The sequence below is a fragment of the Amycolatopsis sp. NPDC058340 genome, from assembly GCF_042723975.1.
In the GTDB taxonomy this organism is placed as follows: domain Bacteria; phylum Actinomycetota; class Actinomycetes; order Mycobacteriales; family Pseudonocardiaceae; genus Amycolatopsis.
Genome location: NZ_JBHXIB010000004.1, coordinates 59079 through 84299 on the forward strand (window position 1 = coordinate 59079; position 25221 = coordinate 84299).

Annotated in this window: 21 protein-coding genes; 9 read left to right on the top strand and 12 right to left on the bottom strand. The window is 69.0% G+C overall.

Features of this window, described 5'->3' with window-relative positions; all coding sequences use genetic code 11:
• Positions 1-29: 29 nt before the first annotated feature.
• Positions 30-2486: a DUF6493 family protein gene (locus ACFWIW_RS06945; protein ID WP_378367554.1), complete on the top strand. Its 2457-nt coding sequence runs from the start codon at positions 30-32 to the stop codon at positions 2484-2486.
• Here the strand turns inward: ACFWIW_RS06945 and ACFWIW_RS06950 are convergent.
• Both ACFWIW_RS06950 and ACFWIW_RS06955 read right to left on the bottom strand, forming a co-directional pair.
• Positions 2469-3602, bottom strand: a complete 1134-nt coding sequence (locus ACFWIW_RS06950) for an SWIM zinc finger family protein (RefSeq protein WP_378367555.1) — start codon at positions 3600-3602, stop codon at positions 2469-2471. The two genes, ACFWIW_RS06945 and ACFWIW_RS06950, sit on opposite strands and share 18 nt — an antisense overlap.
• Before the next feature lie 106 nt (positions 3603-3708).
• A complete protein-coding gene (locus tag ACFWIW_RS06955; protein WP_378367556.1) occupies positions 3709-4578 on the bottom strand; it encodes a TetR/AcrR family transcriptional regulator C-terminal domain-containing protein in 870 nt (289 codons plus the stop codon).
• A gap of 88 nt (positions 4579-4666) precedes the next feature.
• Here ACFWIW_RS06955 and ACFWIW_RS06960 point away from each other — a divergent pair, with 88 nt between their 5' ends.
• Entirely contained in the window at positions 4667-6466 is a 1800-nt protein-coding gene (locus tag ACFWIW_RS06960; protein ID WP_378367557.1) for a right-handed parallel beta-helix repeat-containing protein, read from the top strand.
• Between the two features lie 71 nt (positions 6467-6537).
• Positions 6538-7167, top strand: coding sequence for a hypothetical protein (locus ACFWIW_RS06965; protein ID WP_378367558.1), 630 nt, complete (start codon positions 6538-6540; stop codon positions 7165-7167).
• Positions 7168-7193: 26 nt separating this feature from the next.
• Here ACFWIW_RS06965 and ACFWIW_RS06970 read toward each other — a convergent pair whose 3' ends face one another.
• On the bottom strand, positions 7194-8567 hold the full coding sequence (locus tag ACFWIW_RS06970; protein WP_378367559.1) for a PLP-dependent aminotransferase family protein: 1374 nt from the start codon (positions 8565-8567) through the stop codon (positions 7194-7196).
• On the opposite strand from ACFWIW_RS06970, the gene ACFWIW_RS06975 reads away from it, so the two are divergent.
• Positions 8566-9789 (top strand): aminotransferase class V-fold PLP-dependent enzyme, encoded by a 1224-nt coding sequence (locus tag ACFWIW_RS06975; RefSeq protein ID WP_378367560.1) that lies wholly within the window; start codon positions 8566-8568, stop codon positions 9787-9789. The genes ACFWIW_RS06970 and ACFWIW_RS06975 overlap by 2 nt on opposite strands.
• Before the next feature lie 57 nt (positions 9790-9846).
• Here ACFWIW_RS06975 and ACFWIW_RS06980 read toward each other — a convergent pair whose 3' ends face one another.
• From ACFWIW_RS06980 to ACFWIW_RS06995, 4 genes are all read right to left on the bottom strand, one after another.
• Positions 9847-11889 (bottom strand): M3 family metallopeptidase, encoded by a 2043-nt coding sequence (locus ACFWIW_RS06980; protein WP_378367561.1) that lies wholly within the window; start codon positions 11887-11889, stop codon positions 9847-9849.
• A 102-nt stretch (positions 11890-11991) separates the two neighbouring features.
• Positions 11992-12702, bottom strand: a complete 711-nt coding sequence (locus ACFWIW_RS06985; protein ID WP_378367562.1) for a histidine phosphatase family protein — start codon at positions 12700-12702, stop codon at positions 11992-11994.
• Positions 12703-12797: 95 nt separating this feature from the next.
• Positions 12798-13637, bottom strand: a complete 840-nt coding sequence (locus ACFWIW_RS06990; RefSeq protein ID WP_378367563.1) for an undecaprenyl-diphosphate phosphatase — start codon at positions 13635-13637, stop codon at positions 12798-12800.
• Positions 13637-14683, bottom strand: a complete 1047-nt coding sequence (locus tag ACFWIW_RS06995) for an LLM class F420-dependent oxidoreductase (RefSeq protein ID WP_378367564.1) — start codon at positions 14681-14683, stop codon at positions 13637-13639. The genes ACFWIW_RS06990 and ACFWIW_RS06995 overlap by 1 nt, the downstream gene beginning before the upstream one ends.
• A gap of 136 nt (positions 14684-14819) precedes the next feature.
• Between ACFWIW_RS06995 and ACFWIW_RS07000 the strand changes: the two genes are divergently transcribed.
• The 3 genes from ACFWIW_RS07000 (at position 14820) to ACFWIW_RS07010 (ending at position 17130) form a co-directional block, all read left to right on the top strand.
• Positions 14820-15785, top strand: coding sequence for an aldo/keto reductase (locus ACFWIW_RS07000; RefSeq protein ID WP_378367565.1), 966 nt, complete (start codon positions 14820-14822; stop codon positions 15783-15785).
• A gap of 113 nt (positions 15786-15898) precedes the next feature.
• Positions 15899-16912 carry a YncE family protein gene (locus ACFWIW_RS07005; RefSeq protein ID WP_378367566.1) on the top strand — a complete coding sequence of 338 codons (1014 nt, stop codon included), beginning with the start codon at positions 15899-15901 and terminating at the stop codon, positions 16910-16912.
• Complete coding sequence (locus tag ACFWIW_RS07010; protein WP_016334446.1) at positions 16909-17130, top strand: DUF5703 family protein; 222 nt, start codon at positions 16909-16911, stop codon at positions 17128-17130. The genes ACFWIW_RS07005 and ACFWIW_RS07010 overlap by 4 nt, the downstream gene beginning before the upstream one ends.
• Before the next feature lie 231 nt (positions 17131-17361).
• On the opposite strand, the gene ACFWIW_RS07015 is transcribed toward ACFWIW_RS07010, so the two are convergent.
• The 4 genes from ACFWIW_RS07015 to ACFWIW_RS07030 are packed head-to-tail and all read right to left on the bottom strand — an operon-like array spanning position 17362 to position 20955.
• Positions 17362-18108 carry an SRPBCC domain-containing protein gene (locus ACFWIW_RS07015; protein ID WP_378367567.1) on the bottom strand — a complete coding sequence of 249 codons (747 nt, stop codon included), beginning with the start codon at positions 18106-18108 and terminating at the stop codon, positions 17362-17364.
• The gene (locus ACFWIW_RS07020; protein ID WP_378367568.1) at positions 18109-18705 is read right to left on the bottom strand and encodes a winged helix-turn-helix domain-containing protein; all 597 of its coding nucleotides are present in this window, start codon (positions 18703-18705) and stop codon (positions 18109-18111) included.
• A 40-nt stretch (positions 18706-18745) separates the two neighbouring features.
• Positions 18746-19633 carry an alpha/beta fold hydrolase gene (locus ACFWIW_RS07025; protein WP_378367569.1) on the bottom strand — a complete coding sequence of 296 codons (888 nt, stop codon included), beginning with the start codon at positions 19631-19633 and terminating at the stop codon, positions 18746-18748.
• A complete protein-coding gene (locus ACFWIW_RS07030; RefSeq protein WP_037338283.1) occupies positions 19633-20955 on the bottom strand; it encodes a M20/M25/M40 family metallo-hydrolase in 1323 nt (440 codons plus the stop codon). Before ACFWIW_RS07030 ends, ACFWIW_RS07025 begins: the two co-directional genes overlap by 1 nt.
• Before the next feature lie 202 nt (positions 20956-21157).
• Between ACFWIW_RS07030 and ACFWIW_RS07035 the strand changes: the two genes are divergently transcribed.
• Both ACFWIW_RS07035 and ACFWIW_RS07040 read left to right on the top strand, forming a co-directional pair.
• Positions 21158-22267 (top strand): serine hydrolase domain-containing protein, encoded by a 1110-nt coding sequence (locus tag ACFWIW_RS07035; RefSeq protein WP_378367570.1) that lies wholly within the window; start codon positions 21158-21160, stop codon positions 22265-22267.
• Positions 22268-22384: 117 nt separating this feature from the next.
• Positions 22385-23137 carry a hypothetical protein gene (locus ACFWIW_RS07040; protein ID WP_378367571.1) on the top strand — a complete coding sequence of 251 codons (753 nt, stop codon included), beginning with the start codon at positions 22385-22387 and terminating at the stop codon, positions 23135-23137.
• 708 nt (positions 23138-23845) lie between these two features.
• On the opposite strand, the gene ACFWIW_RS07045 is transcribed toward ACFWIW_RS07040, so the two are convergent.
• Complete coding sequence (locus tag ACFWIW_RS07045) at positions 23846-25087, bottom strand: acetyl-CoA hydrolase/transferase family protein (RefSeq protein WP_378367572.1); 1242 nt, start codon at positions 25085-25087, stop codon at positions 23846-23848.
• Positions 25088-25221: the final 134 nt, after the last annotated feature.

Genomic DNA, 25221 nt, shown 5'->3' on the forward strand with positions numbered 1-25221 from the left:
TTCTAACCGTCCTCACCACTCACGACACAATGGCCCCCGTGCACCTCGACGCGCTCCTCACCGGCCAGCCCTCGGAAGTCCTCACCCGGGCCCTCGAGCTTTCCCCCACCGAGCGGAAAGCCCTCGTCCCCGAACTCCTGGCCGCCTTCAAGGACAGCCGCGAGTTCATCGAGATCAGGCCCAACACCTACGGCGCCCGCAACCCACTCAGGGGACAGCAAGCCGCGACCGCCCTCTGGACCGCCCTCCCCGCGAGCGACCCCCTGCTCCGCAAGCTCTGGATCGCCTCTCCCACCATCCTCGAACGTGTCCTGCAGGACCGGTCGCTCACCGAACGCAAGACGATCGCGCTGCGCATGATCGGCCACCACACCGCCTGGGAAGCCGTCCGCCGCATGATCCTCGACGGCGACCTCGAACCCATCCGGACACCGGAATACCACGCCGGCTGGTTCCGCTGGGCCGGACGCTTCCGCGGGAAACCACTGGCCGAACGGCTCCGGACCGAACGCGAAGCCCTCACCGAACTCTGGGAACTGCTCACGATCGAAGGCAACGGCGAAGCAAGCTTCGCCGCCTTCGACAAGTACGTCCGCGACCAGGACAAGTGGTCCACCGCGCTCCTCGAGCTCACCGAAACCGGCGAACTCGACCGCACCCGCCTCCTCGACCTCACCCTCGACGTCCTCGCCCGCGACTTCGCCGCCTTCCGCGCCCAGTGGTACGCCGCGCTCCACGAAGCGCTCGCCCCCACCCCTGACGAACGCACAGCGGCGCAGCACCGCTACGCCCGGCTGTGCGGAAGCGGCCTCCCGCGCACCGTCTCATTCGCCGTCAAAGCACTGTCCCTTGTGGACAAACACGGCACACTCGACGACGAAGCCGCACTCCAGCACCTCCCCGCCGCGGCGGCCGGACGCGGCGTCGCCACCGCCAAACTCGCGCTCAAACTCGCCGGCCGCATCACCGACCGGCGACCCGAACTCACCGACCTCGCCGACGAAGTCTTCGAAGCGGCTCTCACCCACGAAGCCTCCGACGTCCGCGCCATCGCCACCATCCGGCTCGGCGTCACCCCGGACGCGGCACCCGTCATCGAGACCGCCGAGTACCCGGAATCCACCCGGACACCATGGGAACAGCGCGAAACGCTCACCACCCCGCTCGAAATCCCCGACACCCCGGCCGCGGTCGCCGAAGCACTCTCCTCCCTGCTCGCCGACCCCGACCAGGCCGACCTCCTCCTCGCCGCCCTCGACGGCGCCCACCGCGTCGCGGACGAACTCCAGGACGCCCTCAAACCGCTGGTGAAACGCGCTGCCAGGATCGCGAACCAGAAGTACGGCGCGGCCGTCCCGAAGATGATCGCCACCCTCGTCCTCGGCCTCACCGGCCGCGACGTACCCCGCCCACCGCGGGTCGACGGCTGGCGGCGCCCACTCCACCACCGGATCACCGCCCTGCTCGAAGGCACCGCCGTCCCCGTCTCCGCCGCCACCCACCAAGGCGGCTGGCTCGATCCGGTCGTCTTCGTCGCCCGCATGCTCGAACACCCGGACGCTCCCGAAGACGACGTCGCCGACGCACTGCTCCGGCTCGCCCCGGACACCAGGCCTGCGGCCTTCGCCCTCGCCGCGGACCTCACCGGACCGCACGCCGACACCATCCGCTACGCCCTCGGCGGACCGGCCATCGACGACACCGGCTGGACCGCCCTCGCCGCGGCCCGCGCCCGGCACCCCGAATCCGCCGACCCCGCCGCCGCGCTCCGCGGCGAACCCGGACAACCGATCACCTGGACGGCGAAAGCCGGCCTTACCCACTACGGCTCGAACTCACTCGACATCGAACAAACCCCGGAACCAGTCGCACCGGAAGTCCCCTGGCTGGGAACGCCCTTCGAACGCCGGGCACCCGAGTGGCTCGGCTTCACCGAATGCCACGAAGCGGTCGCCTCCCCGTACGACCGCGACCACCTCGAAGCCGCCGTCGCCGGAAACCTGTACTCCAACGACATCGAAGTCGGCTATCCCGTCGAGAAGGCCGCACTGCCCCCGTTCCTCGACAACCCCTCGGTCCCGGGCATCCCCGGCACGATGCTCCTCGCCACCACCCTCGCACTGAAACGCCCCGCCGCCGTCCAGCTCGGCACGGACGCCGTGCTGACCCTGCTGGACCGGCGGATGCTCGGTCCCCGCGCACTCGGCGCGGCGCTGGGCATACTCGGCCCGCAGCTCATCACCACGCGGCTGGCACCGCGGCTCTCGGTCATCGCGAACGAGCACCCGATCGCCGTTCTGTCCACACTGGACACTTTGCTGCCGAAGCTGGAACCCGCCCACCGCGGCATCTTCGCGCTGCTGGAACTCGCCGCGGACCTCGTGGACCGCGGAGCGGGCACGATCAGCGCCGAAACGAAGGAGTGGCTCACCGGCTTCAAGGGCAGTTCGAAAGCGGCGAAGGCCGCGTCACGACTCAGCGGCTGACATCCGGGCCGCCAGCACATGCGAACAAGGCCCTCGGTTCTCCTGATGCTTGGCCCACCACGCGCACGTGCATCCGGCGGGCGAAAGCCGGACACGCTGCACCGAGCCGGCGCGGGTGATCTCGTAGCCACCGTCCGGCAACCTCCGGACGGCTCCGGCGGCGAGGAGCTCACGGGCCTTCGCCAGCCGACCGTTCGCCGGAGCAGCCCCGCTCGGAAGCTCACGCGGGAACCACGTGCCGACGACGACGTCGTGCCCGGCGCGCCCCGCGACGAGTTCCGGCGCTTCGAGCCCCGCCGCCAGCGCGTTCAGCCAGCCGCCCTCACCCGAGAAACCGCGCGACGGCTCCGGGGACAGCGTGACGACGAACCGTGCTCGCTCCAACCGGAGCACCCAGGTCGCGACCTCGCTGTCCGGTCGTGTGTGGACGGTCAGCCCCTGGGCGAACCGGATCAGCGGCTCGACGACCCGCAACCGATGGAGCCCGGTCGCCGGGATCGCGTCGCGTCCCGGCCGTGACGTCAACCGGAGCCCGCGGCCCGACGCCACCGCCCACGACCTGCCGACCGAAGTGGGCAGCCTCCGCAGGAAGTTCCGCGTCTCCGCTTTGCCCAGCTCCGCCTTCTCGATCGCTCCCGCTGTGACAGCGGCGACTTCGGCGAACCCCGACACCCAGCGATCCGGCAGCGGCACCAGGGACTCGTCGTTCCGACCGTCGAGAGTGCGGAGCCGGATTCCCTCGCCACGAACGGTCAGGTGCAACGGGTCCTGGCCCACGACTCCCGCGAGGACGGTCCGCGTCGCGTCGGACAGGTCCACATTGGTGCAACCCTCACCGAGATCACCCGCGTCCAGCAGATCGAGCCTGGCGTACAGACCACAGCACGGCGAGAAAGCCTCCGCTCGCAGCGTCGTCCCGTCCGCGGTGAACACCGGATCGGACTCGGCGATCAGCCGGTTCACCATCGACGGCGGCATCCAGAACCGGGTACGAGCGACCTTTCCGAGCACGAGCAGCGCCTGGGCAGCCTGTGCTCCGGGCTCCAGAAAACCCTGGAAGAGCACGGCCGCCGGGGCGTCCTCTTCCAGCTGCTCCAGCAAGACCTCGGTGATCACCGGACAACCCTAGCCAGGGCCCCCAACAGTCTTTGCTGGTTTTATGACTGGTTTGGAGTCGATCTTGTCCTCCGCCCGGCTGAATAGGTTGTTATACACTTTGAGATCAATCCAGCTGAGCCTGGCGACGACGATAGGCCCGTTGCTGACACGCCCGCGAGCAATAGTCCCGAGGCCTGCCCCGCCCTCCCCCGTCCAGCGGCTTGCCGCAGACGACGCACTCCCCTCCCCCGGTTTCGTCACTGATTACCTCACTCCCCTGGCTTTGGATGAGCGCCTCGACACCGTCAAGGGTCCGCTGCAGCCCGAATTCGAAGGCGTCGAGCGGAGCGTCCATTCCTCCGGCCTTCCACAGCTGCTCCAGAGCCGGATAGCCGTCCAGGCGCTCGAAGAGGGACTCGCGTTCGCTCCACCAGCGCTCATGGGACACCCCGGTGCGTCGCTGGAGCTCCGCGGCTTCTCCCGCCTGCCGCGCGGCCGACTCGACGAATCCGCCCACCAGGTTCACCACCGCGATCACCTGCGCCGGCGCCAGACCGCTACGTGAGGCCACGTCCAGCGCGTGGTCGTAGCCGGCCATGATGTTCGGACCCGGCAGGCGACGGGTCCCGGCGCTGTGGACCAGCCACGGATGCCGTCGGTACATCTCCCGGGCCCGCCGTGCCCAGCGTTCGAGGCCCGCTCGCCAGCCGAGCCCGTCCGAAGCGCCCATCGGGAACTCGCCGTACACCGCGTCGCGCATCAGTTCAACCAGTTCCGCCTTGCCGGGAACGTACCGGTAGAGCGACATGGTGGTGGTACCGAACCGTTCCGCGACCTTGCGCATCGACAGCGAAGTGAGCCCTTCGGCGTCCGCGACCTCGACGGCCGCCGCGACGATCCGGCCGAGGCTCAACCCGGGCCGCTCCGGCTCGGACGCTCCCCACAGCAGTTCGATCGCGCGCTCCGGATCCGGCTGCGCGTCGTCTTCCGCCACCCGCTACTCCCTTGACGCTCTTCACTGGTTCGTGTTTAGCTGATAAACCTCAGTATATCCCATATACCTCTCGCAGGAGCGCTTCAGCATGCCTGAAATCAGGTTCTTCGTATCCCCGGACGGCAGAGACGACGGGCCCGGCACCGCCGAGCAGCCGTTCGCCACCCCGAAAGCGGCGCAGAAGGCCGTCCGTGCCGCCACGTCCGCCATGACCGGCGACGTCATCGTCTCCTTCACGACCGGCGTTTACCGCCTCGACGAATCCCTTGCCTTCACTGATACACACGGCGATTCCGGCTCGAACGGGTTCCGCGTCGTCTACCAGGCACAGGACTACGGAACAGCCGGCCAGGCGAAGGTCGAACTGAGCGGCGGCCGCGAGATCACCGGCTGGGCGACCGGCGACGACGGCGTCTGGACCGCGCCGATCGGCGACCTGGCGCCGCGACGGCTCGCCGTCGACGGCACACCCGCGACAAGGGCTGCCCGCACGGACGGACTCCCGGGAAGTGTGACGAAAACATCGACCGGTTACGTCACGGACAGCGTCGAGCCCCAGTCGTGGCCGCATCCCGCCGGACTCGAGTTCGTGTACCCGGGCGTCTACCCGTGGTCCGAAGCCCGGCTCTCGGTCGCGTCGATCTCCGGCGACGCCTCCTCGACCACGATCACCATGGCTCAACCGGCCTTCGACAACGCCAAATCCCTCTACGACGCCAAGTGGTACGGCGCCGGCGGTGACGGCTCCTGGGACGGCCTCGCCACACCGTCCGTGCTGGAGAACAACGTGGCTTTCTTGACCGAGCCGGGAACCTTCGCCGTCAGCCGCACCGACGCGGGCGACCACGTTCTGCATTACCGCCCGCGTCCCGGTGAGGAGATCGGGAAGACCACGGTCGTCGCTCCGGTGCTCGAAACGCTCATCAGCGGACAAGACGTGCACGACATCGTGCTGCGCGGTTTCACCTTCACCGACGCGACCTGGACCGGCCCCGCCCGCACCGGCGGCTACCTGCACTATCACGGCAACGCACGCTACGAACGGGGCGACTTCCGGAAGATCGACCTCGGCGCGGACGTGGGCTACGTCCACGTGCCCGCGGAGCCGGTCCAGTTGCCCGCCAACGTCAGCCTCACGTCGGTCAGCCGAGTCTCCCTGGAGGGCAACCACTTCACTCGGCTCGGCGCGGGAGGACTGCTGATCGAGAACGCCACCGACGTGGCGGTCCGGGCGAACGTCTTCGACGAGATCTCCGGCAGCGGGATCGCCGTCCACACGAGCACCCGTGCCGCGGTCGAAGACAACCTCGTCCACCACATCGGCACCGAATATCGAGGTTCGCCCGCCGTCCTCGTCGTCGAGTCCGCGGAGACCTCCGTGGCGCACAACGAGATCCACGACGTGCCACACAACGGCATCGTGATCACCGGCGGCGAGCGCGCCGAGGGCACCCAGGTGGTCTCGAACCTCGTCGAGCGCAGCATGGGGAAGCTCATGGACGGCGGCGGGATCTACCTGTCGGCGCCGCAGGGCTCGTCGCACGCCGGCGGTGCACTGGTCCGCGGCAACGTCATCCGCGACGTCCTCACCTCGTACAACTTCGGCCTCTACGCCGACTACGGCGCGGCGTGGATCACCGTCCTCGGCAACATCGTCCACCGGGCCGACACCCCGATCGTGCTCCAGGTGGGCCCGCCGATGGAGAACGTGGCCTTCGTCGGCAACTTCTGGGATGCCCTGCCCGACGGCTACGACACCCCGCCCGAGTCGGTGACCGTGGCAGGGAACACGGTGCTGCCCAAGGAGAGTTTCGACGACGCCATCCGGGCGGACCCGGCGGGCGCGGACATCCTCGCGCGGGCCGGCCGCCGGGGTCTGGAACGATGATCACCGCTCCTGCCGGACGCGAGTCCGGCAGGAGCCGCTCCGGCCACGATCCCCAGAGGAGACACCGCGCGATGCCGACCCAGACCACGGAAGCACCCGGGACCCGCCGACGTCTCGCGCGGATCGCGACCGAGGTGCTCGCTCCTTGGGTCTGGGTGCTCGGCCTCCCGCTGATCGTCGCCTGGAAGGTCACCGGATACCACCTCGGCGAGACGGTGCTCTGGGGTCTCGTCGTCGGCGTCACCGGCTCGCTGATCCCGATGGCGGTGATCGTTCGCGGCGCCCGGAAGGGTAAATGGGACAGCCACCATGTCACCGATCGCACCGGACGGCTCGTCCCGTTCGCGGTCTGCATCGGCTCGTTGACCGCCGGATTCGTCGTCCTGATCGCCGGCGGCGCCCCGCACGAGATGATCGCGCTCGCGGCCGCCGAGCTCGTCTGCCTGCTCGCCGCGCTCGCGATCACCTTCGGGCTGAAGTTCAAGATCTCGATGCACGCGATGGTGGCGGCGGGTGCGGCCGTGATGCTCATCCGCGTCTACGGTCCCTGGCTCACGCTGGTCTTCCTCGGCGTCGGCTGGGTCTGCTGGTCACGGGTCGAGCTCGGCGATCACACCAAGGCCGAGGTCACGGCCGGCTTGGGCACCGGCGTCGTCCTCGGCGGTGGTGTTTATCTTTTGCTCGAAGCGGTTTTGGCCTGACCCCAGCGGTATAGGACGTTATACATTCAGCTGATCCGCCTGATGCCTTCGGCGAGTTCGGCGGCGTCGGCCGCGGCGGCGAAGCCGAGCCGAAGGAACGGTCCGGCTGGTTCGGCCGCGAAGAACCGGTCCCCCGACCCGACCACGACTCCCCGCTCCCTCGCCGCGCGGGCGACCGCGTTGGCGTCGCTCCCCGCCGGTAGCCGCACCCACAGGTGCAACCCACCCTCCGGCAGCCGCGCGACAGTCCATTCAGGACACTCCCCCGCCAGCGCCGCGGCCGCCTTCCCGCACCGCTCCCGCAATTCGGTGCCCAGTTTCCGCACGTGACGTTCCCAGGACGGCGCGCTGAGCAGTTCGAGAGCCGCCTCCTGCAACGGACGGGAGACGAAGAAGTCGTCGACCCGCCGGATCGCCTTCATCCGGTCGAGAACGGGCCCACGCGCGATGAGCGCCCCGATACGGAGGCTCGGCGCGGCGGCCTTGGTCACCGACGTCAGATGGACGACCGTGCCATCGCGGTCGTCGGTGATCAGCGGACGCGGTGCCGTGGCACCGTGCGAGAGGTGCCGCGCGAAGTCGTCCTCCAGCACGAAGGCGCCCGCCGCCCGCGCCACCTCCAGCACCTGAGTGCGGCGTTCCGGCGTCAGCACGGTCCCGGTCGGGTTGTGGAAGGTGGGTTGACAGTAGAAGAGCCGGGCGCCGGTCATCGCGAACGCCTCGGCAAGCAGATCCGGCCGGACCCCGTCGTCGTCGATCGGGACCGGTACCGGGCGGAGCCCGGCCGCCCGCGCGGCGGCGAGCGCTCCCGGATAGGTCGGCGATTCGACGAGGACCGGGCTGCCGGGCGCCGCGATCGCCCGGAACGCCATGGAGAGCCCGCTCTGTCCGCCGGCGGTGATCAGGACGTCGTCCGGCGACGCACCGGCAGGCCCCGCGAACACCGACCTCAGCGCGGCCAGTCCGGTGGCAGGGGCCCGATCCCAGGAGTCCGGGCGGCGCCCCGCCCGCGCGAGCGCCGCGCTCAGGAAGCGGGTGGCCTGCAGTGATCGGTGCGGATACCCGCCGTCGAGGAGGATCGCGCCCTCCGGCGGCGGGCCGAGGACGCCGGTGAGCGACGTGGTGTCGACGGTGCGGTCGGTCAGCGCGACGGTCTGCCAAGCCGTGTCGAGTGGTCCGGCCACCGCCGACGGCCTGGCCGCCACGTACGTGCCGCTTCCGGGCCGGGTCACGACGGCGCCCTCGGCCGCCAGGAGGGCGATCGCGCGGGAGACCGTCACCGGGCCGACCCGGTAGCGCTCGATCAGCTCACGGCTGCTGGGCAACCGGTCCCCCGCGGCCGCCGCGCGGATCAGCGAACGCAGCTGGAGCACGAGGGCGGAAGTGCTACTATCCGACATGAAAGAACATGATAGTGCTACTGGGAATCAGGCGGAATCACTACTGGACGTTCCCGCTCTGCGAGCCGACACGCCGGGCAGCGAGAAGGTCGTCCACTTCAACAACGCGGGCTGCGGGCTTCTGGCGAAGCCGGTACTGGCCGCCATGCTCGATCACCTGAACCTCGAAGCCGAGATCGGCGGTTACGAGGCCGCCGCGGCGCGGTCGGATCAGGTCGCGGGCTTCTATCGTGAGATCGCCGCGTTGATCAACGCGCGGCCCCGCAACATCGCCTTCGCGGCGAGCGCCACCCACGCCTATTCCACCGCGCTTTCCTCGATCCGGTTCGAACCCGGCGACGTCGTGCTGACCACCCGCAACGACTTCATCTCCAACCAGATCGCGTTCCTGTCGCTGCGGAAGCGGTTCGGCGTCGAGATCGTGCACGCACCGGACGCCCGGGAAGGCGGTGTCGACGTCGAGGCCATGGCGGCCCTGATGCGCACCAGGAAACCGAAACTGGTCGCGGCCACGCATATCCCGACCAACTCGGGGCTCATCCAGCCGGTCGCCGAGATCGGGCGGCACTGCCGGGATCTCGGTTTGCTGTACCTGGTCGACGCCTGCCAGTCGATCGGCCAGTACCCCATCGACGTCGAAGCGATCGGCGCCGACCTGCTCACCTCGACGTGCCGCAAATTCCTGCGCGGTCCACGAGGTTCGGGGTTCCTGTTCGTCTCCGACCGGTTCCTCGAAGCCGGGCACGAGCCATTGTTCATCGACATGCACGGCGCCCGCTGGAGCGCGCCCGGTGCGTACGAACCCGCGAAGTCGGCTTCCCGCTTCGAAGAGTGGGAATTCCCTTACGCCACTGTGCTCGGCTGCGCCACCGCGGCGAGGTATGCCAGTGAGGTCGGCCTGGAGGCGATCTCACGGCGGACCCCGGCGCTCGCGGCGAGGCTGCGGGACGGTCTCCGCGCCATCGCGGGCGTCGAAGTGCTCGACCGGGGCCCGGAACTGGGCGCCTTGGTGACGTTCTCCATCAAGGGCTGGGAAGCCGTGCCCTTCAAGGAGGCGATGGACGCCAGGCGGATCAATTCGGCGCTCAGCTACCGGGAGTTCGCGCAGTTCGACTTCGGGGACAAGGACGTCGACTGGTGCCTGCGGCTGAGCCCGCACTACTACAACACCGAGCGGGAAGTGGACGACGTGACCGCGGCCGTCGCCGAACTCGCCGCCTGAACGCGGTCGCCCCGCCTGGGCACTGGGGGTGTCCGGGCGGGGCGACCGTCAGGAGGGTCAGGCCCCGGCGAGGCCGCGGCGCTTCAGCAGCGGCTCGATCTCCGGGTCGCGGCCGCGGAACGCGCGGAAGGCGGCCATCGGGTCGACGCTGCCGCCCCGCCCGAGCAGTTCGCGGCGGAAGTGGTCGCCGTTCTCCCTGGTGAGCCCGCCGTTCTCGCGGAACCACTGCACGGTGTCGGCGTCGAGGACCTCGCTCCAGATGTAGGAGTAGTACCCGGCGCTGTAGCCGCCGCTGAAGACATGCGCGAAGTACGTGGTGCGGTAGCGCGGCGGCACCGCTTCCAGCGCGACCCCGGCCTTGGTCAGCGCCTCGGCCTCGAATCGCTGGACGTCGTCGACGTTGTCCTCCGTGCCCAGCGCGTGCCACGCCTGGTCGAGGAGGGACGCCGCGAGGTACTCGGTGGTCGAGAAACCCTCGCCGTACTGCTGGGAAGCCAGGAGCTTGTCGATCTGCTCCTGCGGCAGCGGCTCGCCGGTCACGTGGTGCTTGGCGTAGTTCGCCAGGACCTCGGGCCACAGCATCCACATCTCGTTGACCTGCGAGGGGTACTCGACGAAGTCACGCGGGACGTTGGTACCGGAGAACATCGGGTACTCGACGTCGGAAAGCAGCGAGTGCAGCGCGTGCCCGAACTCGTGGAACGCGGTGACGACCTCGTCGAAGGTCAGCAGGGTCGGCTCCCCCGCCGGCGGCTTGGCGACGTTGAGCACGTTCACCACGACCGTCTTGGTGCCCAGGAGCTTCGTCTGGTCGACGAAGTTGTTCATCCAGGCGCCGCCGCGCTTGGAGTCGCGGGCGTAGTAGTCGAGCAGGAACAGGCCGAGTTCCGAACCGTCGGCGTCGAACACCTCGAAGATCCGGACCTCGGGGTGGTACTTCGGCAGGTCTTCCCGCTCGGTGAAGCTCAGGCCGTACAGCTTCGACGCGGCGAAGAAGACGCCGTCGGTCAGCACGCGGTTCAGCTCGAAGTACGGGCGCAGCGCCGCGGTGTCCACCTCGAACCGGTCCTTGCGCACGCGCTCGGCGTAGAACGCCCAGTCCCACGGCCGCAGGATCGCGCCGGGGATGTCGGCTTCGAGGTAGCGCTGCAGTTCTTCGGCCTCCGCCTTGGCGTTGGCGACCGCGACCGGCGCGAGACGTTCCAGGAGACCGACGGCGGCCTGAGCGGTTTTCGCGGTCTCGTCCTCGATGACGTACGACGCGTGGTCGGGGAAGCCGAGCACGGCGGCCCGCTCGGCCCGCAGGCGGACGAGTTCGGCCACGACCTCGTTGTTGTCGGACTCGTTGCCCCGGTTCCCTCGGGAGACCGACGCGGTGAAGATCCGCTCGCGCAGCGCACGGTCCTCCAGCGAGGCCAACGCGGCCTGTGCCGTCGGCAGGGTCAGCTTGAGGACGTACTTGCCCTCCTCACCGGCGGTTTCGGCGGCCGTGGCGATCTCGTCCTCGCCCAGTCCCGCGAGCTCCGCGACGTCGTCGACGACAACGGCGAGCTCGTTGGTGTCCTTGAGCAGGTTCTGCTGGAAGCGGGTCGACAGCGTCGAAAGCTGCTCGTTCAGCTCGCGCAGGCGCTTCTGGTCGGCCTCGGGCAATCCGGCGCCGGCGCGGCGCACGTCGGTGTGGTGGCGCTCCAGGAGGCGGAGCGATTCGGCGTCGAGACCGAGTTCGTCCTTGCGCTCGAACAAGGAGTTGATCCTCGCGAACAACGCCGGGTTCAGGTTGATGGCGTCGGCGTGCGCGGCCAGCCGCGGCGCCATCTCGGCCTGCACGCGCTGGATCTCGTCGTTCGCGTTCGATCCGGCGAGGTTGAAGAACACGCTGGAGACGCGGGACAGCAACCTGCCGGACTTCTCGAGCGCGACGATGGTGTTCTCGAAGGTCGGCGGCTCCGCGGAGTTCGCGATCTCCTCGATTTCGGCGGCGTGCTCGGCAAGGCCCGCTTCGAAGGCGGGAAGGAAGTGTTCGTCGGCGATCCGGTCGAACGGCGGAAGGGCGTAGGGCAGCTCACTCGGCGCGGCGAACGGGTTGTCCTGCGAAATCATCGGTGTTGCTCCCGGGTCGTCGAATCTGCTGTTCAGGCCACCTTACGGGCAGTGAGGGGCCGGTGGATGCCGTCCGTGGCGTGACACCGCGGACGGGAGTGGTCACGCTCCGGTGGTACCGCCCACCACCGCGTCGGAGCTCTGTTTTCCCTTGCCACGCTTGGGTTTTCCCTTGGGCGGCGGCGGGGCGATACCGGCGAGGTCGCCGCCGTTGTCGTTGACGCGCAACACGAACGGACGAGTCTCGGTGTACCGGACGACCGAAACCGACGCCGGGTCGACCACGATCCGCTGGAAGGAATCGAGATGCTGGCCGAGCGCGTCGGCGAGGATCGCCTTGATCACATCGCCATGACTGCATAAGAGCCAGACCGCGTTCTCGCCGTACTTCGCGGTGATCCGCGCGTCGTGCGCCCGGACGGCCGCGACCGACCGTGCCTGCATCTCGGCGAGCCCTTCGCCGCCGGGGAAGACCGCGGCCGACGGATGCGCCTGCACGACCCGCCAGAGCGGTTCCTTGAACAGATCCTTGAGCGCGCGCCCGGTCCAGTCGCCGTAGTCCACTTCGGACAAACCGGGCTCTTTGACCTTGTCCAGACCGCGTGCCTCGGCCAGCTTCGCGACCGTCTGGCGGCAGCGGAGCATCGGCGAGACCACCAGCTCGGCGAGCGGGACCGGCGCCAGGCGCTCGACGAGCGCGGCCGCCTGCGCACGGCCGGTGTCGTCCAGGCCGACCTTGGGCGTGCGCCCGGCCAGGACGCCCGAACCGTTCGCCGTGGACTTGCCGTGGCGCAGAAGGATCACAGTACTCACGTGGCCCACCCTACGTGCCGTGCTTTGCCCCCTCGAAAACCTCGTGAGTGGTAAGGACGGTTAGAACCGTCCTTACCCCTCACGAGACACAGCGCTTACAGGTGCGGGCCAGCGCCAGGGTCCAGGACACCGGTGAAGATCAGGACGAACAGCAGCGCGCCGAGCACGAGCCGGTAGATCACGAACGGCACGAAGCTCTTGGTCTTGATGTAGGACATCAGCCACGCGATGACCGCGTACCCGACACCGAACGCGACCAGCGTCGCCAGGATCGTCGGCCCCCACTGCGCCGGGGCGCCGTCCTTGCCGATGTCGGTCAGCTTGTACAGGCCCGAGCCGAACACCGCGGGCAATGCCAGCAGGAAGGAGTACTCCGCCGCTTCCGCGCGGGTGTAGCCGAGCAGCAGCCCTGCGCTGGTGGTGCCGCCGGAGCGCGAGACACCCGGGATCAGCGCCAGCGCCTGCGCGAACCCGAAGCCGAGGCCGTGCGGCACGGTCAGGTGGTCGAGGGTGCGCTGCTGCTTCCCGATGCGGTCGGCCACCAGGAGGATCAGACCGAACACGATCAGTGTGGTCGCGGTGATCCGCAGGTCACGGAAGGTTTCGTCGATGGCGTCCTGCAGCAGCAGGCCCAGCACCACGATCGGCATCGAGCCGACGATGATCAGCCAGCCCAGCCGGGCGTCGGGGTCGTGCCGCCAGTCCTTCTTGTAGATCGAGAAGAACCAGGCGCGGAGGATCCTGCCGATTTTCGCCGAGAAGTACAGGATGACCGCGAGTTCCGTGCCGATCTGGGTCACCGCGGTGAACGCGGCGCCCGGGTCGTCCCAGCCGGCGAGCGCCGCGGTGATCCGCAGATGCGCGCTGGACGAGATCGGCAGGAACTCCGTGAGGCCCTGGACGAGTCCGAGGACCAGTGCTTCGAACCATCCCATCAGGCGACACCGGCCGATTCGATCGCTTCGGCGGCGACCTCGAGGGCGCGTGCGGAGCCCTCTGAATCCGGCATGGCGGGGGCGACGGTCAGCGTCGTGACGCCGGACTCCGCGAAGGCCTGCATCCGTTCGGCGATGCGCTCCTTGGGCCCCAGCAACGACGTCGCGTCGATGAACTCCAGCGGGACGGCCGCCATGGCGCCCTCGTAGTCCTTGCCCAGGTACTTCTGCTGCACGTCGGCCGCTTCACGCTCGAAACCCATCCGGCAGGCGAGCTGGTTGTAGAAGTTCTTCTCCCGGCTGCCCATCCCGCCGATGTACAGCGCCGCGTACCCGCGGACCGCGTCGGCGCAGGTCTTCCAGTCGTCACCGACCACGAGCGGGACGGTGGGGACGACGTCGAAGCCGTCGAGGGAGCGCTCGGCCTTGTCCGCCCCGGCCTGGATCAGCTTCAGCTGCTCACCGGCGTGCTCGGGCGAGTAGAACACCGGCAGCCAGCCGTTCGCGATCTCACCGGTCAGTTCGAGGTTCTTGGGGCCGATGGCGGCCAGGTACACCGGGATCTCTTCGCGCACGGGGTGCACGGTCAGGGTCAGCGCCTTGCCGGGCCCGCCGGGCAGCGGCAGCTGGAAGTGGTCGCCGTCGTACCGCACCCGGTCGCGGCTCAGCGCCTTGCGGACGATCTCGACGTATTCGCGAGTGCGGCCGAGCGGCGACGCGAACTTCACGCCGTGCCAGCCCTCGGAGACCTGCGGGCCGGAAACACCGAGGCCGAGGCGGAACCGGCCGCCCGAAAGCGTGTCCAGGGTCGCGGCGGTCATCGCGGTCATCGCCGGTGTCCGCGCCGGGATCTGCAACACCGCGCTGCCCACGTCGATCCGCGAGGTCTGCGCCGCCACCCATGAGAGCACCGTCGGCGCGTCCGAACCGTACGCCTCCGCGGCCCAGACGACCGCGTAGTCCAGTTCGTCCGCCTTCTTCGCCAATGCCAGGTTGGCCGCGTCGTTCCCCGCGCCCCAATAGCCCAAGTTCAGTCCGAGTCGCACGGCGTGAATGTATCCATCGGAGTGTCACTCCTCCGTTCAGGGTGTTGACAGCCGATGACCCGCACGGTGGTACTCGATCACGACACGCTCACCTGCTCCGCGACCCGCACTTGCCTTCCGGCTAGGCTCGCCCGTCGTGGAAAAGCGACAGCTCGGCCGGTCGGGACTTCGGGTCTCGCGGATGGCCCTCGGGACCATGACGTGGGGTGGCGACACCGACTCGGAGGAGGCGGCCAGCCAGCTGGTCGCGTTCGTCGACGCCGGGGGCACCCTGGTCGACACCGCCGACATCTACGGCGAGGGAGAGAGCGAGCGCGTCCTCGGGGCACTGCTCGGCGACCTGGTCCCCCGGGACGACATCGTGCTCGCCACCAAGGCCGTCGCCCGCCGCACCGACGGTCCGTTCGGCGGCGGAGCCTCGCGCGGTGCCCTGCTGAGCGCGCTCGAAGGGTCGCTGCGACGGCTCGGTACCGACCACATCGATCTGTGGCAGCTGCACGCCTGGGACACCACCGTGCCGGTCGACGAGACTCTCGGCGCCCTCGAATATGCCGTGACCAGCGGAAAGGCCCGCTACGTCGGCGTCTCCAACTACTCGGGCTGGCAGCTGGCGACCGCCGCGGCCCGCAGTTCGGCCGTCGCCCCGCTGGTCTCGACGCAGGTCGAGTACTCGTTGCTGGAACGCGGGGTCGATCGCGAGGTCGTCCCCGCGGCCGAGCACCACGGCGTCGGGCTCCTGCCGTGGGCGCCGCTCGGCCGGGGTGTGCTCACCGGCAAGTACCGCACCGGGACCCCCGCCGATTCACGCGGCGCTTCGAGTGTTTTCGCGGGCTATGTCGAACATCACCGGACCGATCGCGCGGCCCGGATCGTGCAGGCGGTCGCGACGGCCGCGGACGGCCTCGGCACGTCGCCGCTGGCGGTCGCGCTGGCCTGGGTCCGCGACCGGCCCGGAGTGGTCGCGCCCGTGGTCGGAGCCCGTGACACCGGTCAGCTGACCGGTTCGCTCACCGCCGAGGACATCACGCTCCCGCCCGCCATCCGCTCGGCGCTCGACGACGTCAGCGCGATCGAGGTCGGGTACCCGGAACGCGGCCTCTGAGCCGTCTCGAATACTGGATTAGGTGACTGTTGGGTGACGCTGACGTGACGTGGTGGAGTTCCAGGAGGATGCTGGACAGGTCCGTTCGACGAGTAGCAGGTGGAGGCACCAAGGTGGGTCGGCTGTCCGCCGTTTCCCGGATCGCGATCCCGCTCGCCGGTGTCCTGGTGCTCTCGTCCTGCGGTACGGACGACACGCCCAACGACTCCTTGCAGATCGTGCAGAACCCCGTCGCGGCGACCGCGGCGGTCTCCCCCGCCGTGACCGTGAAGCCCGCCGGTTCGGTGTTCGCGGTGCCGGGCGTGCGGGCCCTGGTGACCGACGAGGCGAGCAAGTCGCTGGTCGTCGCCGTTTCGGAGCCGCCGTCGCTGCGAATCTACGATCTCGCCGCCCTGGACGCCCCCAAGACGACCGTGGCCTTGCCCGGTCCGGCCGAGCGGCTGACGGTCTCGGGCTCCCAGGTGCTCGCGAGCGTTCCCGGCAAAAGCCTGCTGGCGAAGGTCTCCCTGCCCGGTGGCGCGCTGGAGACGGTGCCGGTCGCGGGGCAGCCGTCGGCCGGTCTCGCCGACGGCGACGCCACGCTGGTGTCCGTCCGGGACCGCAAGGCCGTCGAGGTGCTGTCGAAGAACGCGGGACCGAGGACCATCACCGGCCAGATCTACAGCGCCGACGACGTGCTGAGCACCGGTGACGGCGTGGTCGTGCTCGACAAGCTCCGCACCGCGCTGTTCGCCGTCGACCTCGCCGAAGGCAAGATCGGCGAGGGCCTGCGCGCCGGCGACGGCGCGGCCAACGCGGTCACCGACGATCTCGGCCGCGTCTTCGTCACCGACGCGCGCGCGGGCGCCCTGCTGGCGTTCTCCACGACGCCTCTGCTCCTGCGCCAGCGCTATCCCGTTCCCGGCGGGGCGTACGGCATCGCCTACGACCGCACCCGCGGCCTCGTCTGGGTCACGCTCACCGAACGCAACGAGGTCGTCGGTTTCGACGTCCGCGGTGGAGAGCCGATCGAGAAGCACCGGTTCCCCACCGTGCGGCAGCCAGATTCGGTCACCGTCGACGAGCAAGGCGGCCGTGTGGTCGTCGGCTCGGCCATCGGAGAAGGGATCCAGGTGATCACGCCATGACAGTGGTGGACGAGGCGGTGGTCGAAGGGGATTGGGAGTACCGGCGGCTGCAGCTGCCTCCCGGTGTTTCCCGGCGGGCGGCGGCGACGCAGCTGTCGATCCACGCCGAGTTCGCCGGCTGGGAGCTTTCGACCGTCCGGCTCTACTCGGACGGGACCCGGAGGGTGTGGTTGCGCCGCAAGCGCACCGCCACTCCCCTGCCCGGCCTCATCACCTGAGCTGAAGGGGACTTTCCCCGCATGCGATGCGGCAAAAGCGTCCTTCAGCTCTTGCACACCAGGGCGAGCCAGTCGGCCGCCGGGACCGAACCGCGATCTCGCGTGATCCGATGGACGACACGCGTGATTGGAGGGACGACACACGTGTCGTCCATCTGGACACGCGTGTCGTCCTGTCCGTCACGTGTGTCGTCCATCGGATCACGCCGTGCGATGCGGCGAAAGGTCCCTTCAGTTCTTGAAGACCCGGCCGAGCCACTCGGCCCAGAGCGCGTCCTGTTCCGCGGGATCGACGTCGCCGAACAGGTGATGCATCGCGCACATCGGCCCGGCGAACCCGCGCACGAAGCGCAGGAACGAATCCGCGGTCCGGATGCCGACCGTCTGCGCGTTCGCGAAGTAGACCTCGCCGTCCACAGTGGACACAGGACCGGTGGAAATCCGGACGCGGTCCCCCGTTTCCGGCCGCCCGGCGAGGCCGAGCTCCCGGCCCAGCTTCAGCCACGCGCTGTCCCAGTCCCCGATCATCGGCCCGAACACCGTCACCGGCACGGCCTTCCGGCCGGCGAACCGGTTGAGGTACTCGACGAGGGTGCGGAGGAACAGCTCGCCACCCGTGGTCATCGCCTCGAACTCGTCTTCCCAGTCGTCGCCGGGCAGGAAGCCGCTCGTCACGGTCCGCAGCACGGTGCTGCCGCCGGAGCGGCCCTCGATGAGGAATTCGTAGGCGACGAACCGACCGTCCGGCGCGGGTTCCGTGCCGTAGACGAGCCGCTCCAGCGGATCCCACGAGGTGATCGCCGACGTGGGTTCGTAGCCGCCGAACGCGGTCTTCACGGTTCCGCCGACACCGCCGTCGACCTCGTTGCGGCCCATGAACCACGACGTGATCCCCGGTCCGGTCGCGATGGCGTCCCAGACCTGTTCGGGCGTCGCCTCGACCTCGAGGCGGTCGGTGATCTCGAATTCGTGGCCCACTCAGCGCTCCCCGGGCTCGGTTTTGACACTCGGATGGACGGCGACGACGATCCGGTGATCCCGGCCCTGTTCGGCGCCTTCGTCGTGGTATTTGCTCACCAGGTTCGTGATCGCGACGGTGAGCTCTTCGGCGAACGCGGCCCGGTCCGCGGCGGAGGAGAACCGCACCTCGCCGTCGATCGCGAACGTCGCGACCCGTTTGCGCGCCTTGGTCGCGCCGGTGATCAGCAGGCCGACGTCGCGTACCAGCCTGCCTGCCACCGCGAGCAGCCAGCGCGCGGACAGGCGGTCCGGTGACTGCGCAGGATCCGGTTGCACGGCCGAGAGCGCCGTCGGCGAGATGACGTACGAGGACGCCGTCGCGCGCATCATGCGCTCCGTGACGTTGCCCTTCCGCCGCTCCTCGACGAGCTCGACCAGACCGTGTTTCTCCAGGGCGCGGAGGTGGTAGTTCACCTTCTGTCTCGGCAGGTCCACCCGCGCGGCCAGCATCGTGGCCGACGCAGGCTCGGCGAGTTCGGCGAGCAGCCTGGCCCGGACCGGATCCAGCGACACTTCGGCCGCTTCCGCGTCCTCGATCACCGCAACGGAGAACATGGTACGAAGGTGTCACCGAAAAGAGTTTTTGTCAAGGACGTCAGTCTTGTCGGTAGGCCCGGTTCGCCAGGGCCAGCAGGCGGGGCACCACCTGCGGTGCGGCCTCGAGCGGGACGACATGCCCGACGCCGGGCAGCACCACGGACGTCCCGTTCAGCACCGCGCCAGCCAGTTCCTCGACGTCCGCCGTGGGCACGAGCTTGTCGCGCTCCCCCACGATCGCGATCACCGGCACCGCGCCGACCTGCGACAACGCCGATTCCCGCGTGTAGGCGTCCAGAGCCGGACGGAACGCCGACACCGTCTGCGGCCAGTTGCCGCGGATCATCCGCACCGTCAGTTCGACGTCCGCGGGCACCGGGTCGTCACCGAAGAGCCACCACCGCAGACCGGCGGTCACGGCCTTGCTCGTGTGCTCCCGCACCAGGCCGATCAGTCTGGTCCCGAAGACCATCTCCAGGTCACGGCCGAGTTTGCCGAGCGCGTTCGGCCAGATCGCGTCCGGGGTGACACCGCCCGCCGACATGGCGAGCAACCCGATTCCCGCCACCCTCGCGGCGAAGACGCCCGGATGGCGCTGGGCGAGCGACAGGATCGCGAGCCCGCCCATGTCGTGACCGACCAGGACGATCTTGCCGTCGGGAACCACCTTCTCCAGCACCTCGGCCAGATCGTCGGCGAGGTGTCCCATGGTCGCCGACGCGGCCCGGACCTCACCGGATTCCCCGTGCCCGCGCTGGTCGTAGGCCAGGACCGAAATCGGTTCCTCCGATGACTCGGCCGCTTCGGCGAGCACCGGCGCGATGGCACGCCAGCTCCGCCTGTCGAGCGCGTACCCATGCAGGAGCACGACGGTCACCGGCGCCGACGGATCACCCCAGCGCTCGAAGTGCAGGGGTGTCCCGTCGGCGGCCAGCAGACCGGGCATCAGGCAGAGCGGAGGAAGCGGTCGAGCACGCGCACGCCGAACTTCAGCGCGTCGACCGGGACACGCTCGTCGACGCCGTGGAACAGGGCCGAGAAATCGAGGTCCGCGGGCAGCTGCAGCGGGGCGAACCCGAAGTTGCGGATCCCGAGCGACTGGAAGGACTTCGCGTCGGTGCCGCCGGAGAGCATGTACGGGAGCGTGCGGGCGCCCGGGTCCTCGGCGAGGACCGCGTTGGTCATGGCATCGACCAGGGCACCGTCGAAGGTCGTCTCGACCGGCGGCAGCTCCATCCACTCCTTCTCGATGTCCGGGCCGAGGATCTCCTCCAGCTCGGCGTTGAACGCCTCGAGACGGCCGGGAAGGATCCGGCAGTCGACCGAAGCCTCCGCGACCGAGGGGATGACGTTCGATTTGTAGCCCGCGGTCAGCATCGTCGGGTTCGCCGTGTCACGCAGGGTCGCGCCGATCATCCGGGAGATGTTGCCGAGTTTCGCGACGGAACCCTCGATGTCGTCCTCGGGGAAGTCCCAGCCGGTGATCTCGGTGACGCCGTCCAGGAACTCGCGGACGGAGTCGGTCATGACCAGGGGGAAACGGTGATTGCCGAGCCTGGCGACGGCCTCGGAGAGCTTGGTGACGGCGTTGTCGCGGTGGATCATCGAGCCGTGACCGGCGGTGCCGCGCACCCGCAGCTTCATCCAGCGGATGCCCTTTTCGGCGGTCTCGATGAGATACGCGCGGACGTTGTCCTTCAGCGTGATCGAGAAGCCGCCGACCTCGCTGATCGCCTCGGTGACGCCCTCGAACAGCTCCGGCCGGTTCTCGACCAGCCACTGCGCGCCGTACTTGCCGCCCGCCTCTTCGTCGGCGAGGAACGCGAAGACGAGGTCACGCGGGGGGACGATGCCGTTGATCTTGTAGTGCCGGGCCAGCGCGAGCGCCATTCCGCACATGTCCTTCATGTCCACGGCGCCGCGGCCCCAGACGTAGTCGTCCTGGATGGCGCCGGAGAACGGGTGGACCGACCACTCCGAGGCGTCGGCGGGGACGGCGTCGAGATGACCGTGGATCAGGAGCGCGCCGCGCGAGGGGTCGGCGCCCGGCAGCCGGACGATCACGTTGTGGCGGTCCTTGCCGCCGGACTCGACATAGGTGATCTCGTAGCCCGCGTCAGTGAGCTTCTCGGCGACGTACTCGGCCGCTGCGCGTTCACCGACCAGCGTGTCGGGGTCACCGGTGTTGGTGGTGTCGATACGGATCAGTTCACTGGTGAGGGTGACTGCCTCTTCGGCTGCTGCTTCGATCAAATTCGGTTCGGTCACCAGGCATTCCTACCATTGGTGGAGCCCGCCGACCCGTTGCCACCGTGTGGTGGACGGCGTGTGACCGCCCACTCCATCGCGAGCTCGGTGATCTGCTCTCTTCGAGTGGTTGTGTTTTCAGGTACTGCGGGCGGCGAACCGCGGACGCTAGCGTCGGCTGGGCCGGCGGCTCACCGCCGCCTCAAAGGGGGATTTCCGCATCATGCAAAGAAACCTCTCGCGGCCTTCGCTGAGAATTCGCCTCGTGGCTGTGCTCACGGCAGCCGGCCTGATCGCCACCACCGGCACCGCGCTCGCCGACGCCGGCGCCGACCGCAAGGTCGTGCAGGAGGCGCTGGACCAGATCACCACGAGCGGCGGAGCGCTCGGCGCGCAAGCCAGGGTGACCGACGGCCATCAACGCTTCACCGCGCGCTCAGGCAAGGCGGAACTGGGTTCCAACCGCCCGGTCCCGGAGAACGGCCGGTTCCGCGTCGGCAGCATCACCAAGACGTTCGTGTCGACGGTGCTGCTGCAGCTCGCGGGCGAAGGCAAGCTCGACCTGGACGCGCCGGTCGTCCGCTACCTTCCCGGTCTGATCGACGGCCGCATCACCGTCCGCCAGGTCCTGCAGCACACGAGCGGCCTCTACAACTACACCGACGCGTTGCCGCTCGACCCCGCCGAGTTCGAGAAGATCCGCTACAAGCACTGGACACCGCAGGAACTGCTCAAGATCTCGACCGGCAAGCCGCTCGACTTCGATCCCGGCACCCGGTGGAGCTACTCCAACACCAACTACGTGGTCGCGGGTCTGCTGGTGGAAAAAATGACCGGCAGGCCGTACGCGAAGGCGGTCGAGCAGCGGATCCTGAAGCCGTTGCGCCTGCACGACACCGAAGTTCCCGGCGACGACGTCGACATCAGCGGCCCGCACGCCCACGGTTACGTGTCCATAGCCGGCAAACCGAGCGACATCACCCGTCTCAACCCTTCGGTCGCGTGGGCCGCGGGCGAGATCATCTCCACGACCCGTGACCTGGACACTTTCGGCGTGGCGTTGGCCGGCGGCAGGCTGCTCGAACCCGCGCAGCAGCAGGAGATCGTCAAGACGACCGAGGTCAGCCCCGAATACGGCCTCGGCCTGCAGGTGCAGACCTTGCCGTGCGGCACCAGGGTCTTAGGCCACGGCGGCGGTATCCCCGGGTATTCCTCGCAACTGCTGACCACGCCGGACACCCGTAAGCGGCTGGAGCTTTCGGTCACGAGCGCGCCGGCCGGAGGTGATCCGAACCCGGCGTTCGTCAAACTGCTCACCGAGGTCTTCTGCTGACGTCTCCCGGCTGGAACGGCAATTTTGCGCTCATGCCGTGGCTGTTCCCCAGCTAGTTTCCTTCCCGGAGAGGCCGGGGAACCGGTCATCGGATCGACGGGATCGGAGACGACCGGCGTGAAAGCCACCGTCATCGGGCGCGCGACGGGGGCGATGGTGCTCCTGCTCGCTGCTGGATGCAGTACTCCCACGACAACCCCTCCCCACACTCCATCGTCGTCTCCGGCGAGCACGGCGCCGACGAGCACGACGCCGACGGTCGATCTTTCGTCGCTGCGCCAAGGCAAAATCCCGGCCGACTATCCCAAACCGGACCTGAGCGGACTGCCGCCCAAACCCGCGGCCTCCGCACCGCTGCGAGAGCGGATCGCCTGGGAGGCGCTGAAGAAGGTGACCGACTTCGCCCACCGCGTCGACCCCGGAGCACGCTCGTCCTGCCCCGCGTTCGACCCCGGCCGCACCACCACGGTGACCTGCACGGTCACCTATCTCGGCGAGGGCTACGACTACGTCCTGCGCGACATCAAATTCCAGGGCACCGGGCTGACCAACGGCCGCACCGAACAAGGCACCGTCTCGTACAAGGCGGACCTCACCGCCGGGCCGATCGTCCGCGACCAGGCCGAGTCGGTGCTGCGCTACCAGAACAGCACCGAATACGCGGCCTGCGACATGGCCGAGCACGTGCGCTTCGGATTCGACTCCACCCGGCGACGCCCCTCCGGGTCGTCGGTCGTCGGCGAGTGGATCCACGTACCCGGCATCTCCTGCCGCTACCTCGACCCCACGGCCCGGACGGTCAAGACGCTTCCCCTGGAGCTCTACGAATCGGGCGCGCCCATCCACCCCTCATCGCGGATCGGCGGCTGATTCCTCATTCGCCGGTTCGCGGCGAGACAGAAAGCGGAACTCGCGTGACTGAAGGCGTGACTCGCGTGTTTGAAGGCGGAACTCGCGTGTGCGGTGTCTGATCACGCGAGTTCCGCCTTCAATCACGCGAGATCGGCCATCCAGCACGGGCAAGAGTGGGCACCTGGAGAGAACCCGCTTCCGTCACCCGTATCGGTGATTCTCGCCGATTCACCATTCGTGGCAACCGGATCACCGGTTCGTGTCACGGCCCCGCCCACTTGCCGTAGCGGAGGCTCGGCTTCCACATCGGCTCGCCGCAACCCCGCTACACACGGTGTCAGCGCTCGCGAAACCGACCCCTGGCGCAAAACACGAAAGACTTACGTGTTTATCGTAGGAAGATTCACGACCCGCCGACCGCCCGGGAAATCGTTTTTTGACAGGGTGCCAACGTGGTGAAAATCTTCGATCGCTCCTCGCGAGAGCACAACCGAACACGAAATCCGAACAAGGAGCCCCTCAATGCAGATGTTCACCCAGCACGTGCACCACGGTCACGACCTCATTTCGGGTCTGCTCGCGCACCTGGCCCACGTGCTCGGATGGCTGGTCTGACGCTCTAAGCACAGGGATTGACGGGGGCCAATCTGTTGGCGCGGGTCGGCCCCTCGTGTTTGCGACCCGGTAGAGGGGCACAATCGTGTCCCTTTACCGGGTTCCGGTTTTTCAAGCAGGCTGAAGCGCGAATCCCAATTCCCTGCCCCGCGTCACGAGTTCTTCACGGGCCGAGGGATGCGCGACCTGGCCGACGATCTGACGCGCCTGCTCGTTCGCGTCGTTGCCCCAGATGGTCGCGACACCGTGCTCGCTGACCACGAAACTGTGCTGGAACGAAGTCACCGGACCGGCCAGCCGCGGCACGACCGTCGAAACGTCGGCCTTCGGATGCCAGGACGGCAGCGCGATGATCGCCCGGCCACCGGGTGAATGCAACGCCCCGACCACGAAGTCGGTCTGCCCGCCGAACCCCGAATAGATCGCCCCTCTCACCCGGCTCGCGTTGGCCTGTGCGAACAGGTCCACTTCGAGGGCGCTGTTCACCGAGACCAGCCCGCGCTGCCGGGCGATCACGGCGGGATCGTTCGTCTTTTCCGTACGCAGCAGCCGGATCCGCGGATTGCGGTCGAGCCAGCGGTACAAATCCGCGCTGCCGAACACGAACGACGCCGTCACCGGTTCCGCCGGATCGAGGGCGCCGGCACGGTCGAGCGCGAGCACGCCGTCGCTGAACATCTCCGACCAGATCGCGAGCCCGCGCCGTCCGGTCACCGCCGCGAGAGTCGCGTCGGGGATCCCGCCGATGCCCAGCTGCAGGGTCGCGCCGTCCTCGACCAGCCCGGCCACCCGCTCGCCGATGGTCCGCGCCGTGTCCCCGACCGGCCGTGGGACCGGCGACAGCAGCGGTTCCACCACCTCGATGCCGTAGTCGATCTCGTCGACCGGCACGAGGCCGTCGCCGTAGGTGAACGGCATCTCCGGGTTGAGCTGCGCGATGACCAAGCCGCCGCGTGCCCGCACCGCCTCGATGGCCGCCGGCAGGATGTTCACCTCCGTACCCAGCGACACCACGCCGTCCACCGGGGCCGAGGTGTGCAGCAGGACGACGTCCGGCGGCAACGAGTGCTTGAGCAGCTGCGGCACCAGCGACAGCCGGGATGGGAAGTACCGCAGCCCGGCGCGGCCGCGCATACCCGCGCCCACGAACGGCGTCTCCAGCAGCACACCCTCGCGGTCCGGCATGCCTGCCTGCGCGTTCAAGGCGAACAAGCGGTACTCCGCCAGTGCCGCGTCCAGCACCTTCAGCGCCCGCATCGGCGTGGCGAAATTCCCGCTCACCACCACTCGCGGACGCGAGGCGGGAACGCCCGTGAGAACGGAACCGAGCTGGCTCTCCGACAAGACGCGCATGAGCCGATCATGCCCGAGGAACCCCTCGCCGGCGCGGGCCGGACCCCCAGTGGGAACCCGCCCGCGCCCCGCGCCGCCCCCCCCAGGGGGGGCCGCGCCCCGGGCGCGCGCCCGGGGGGCGGGGGCCCCAATAA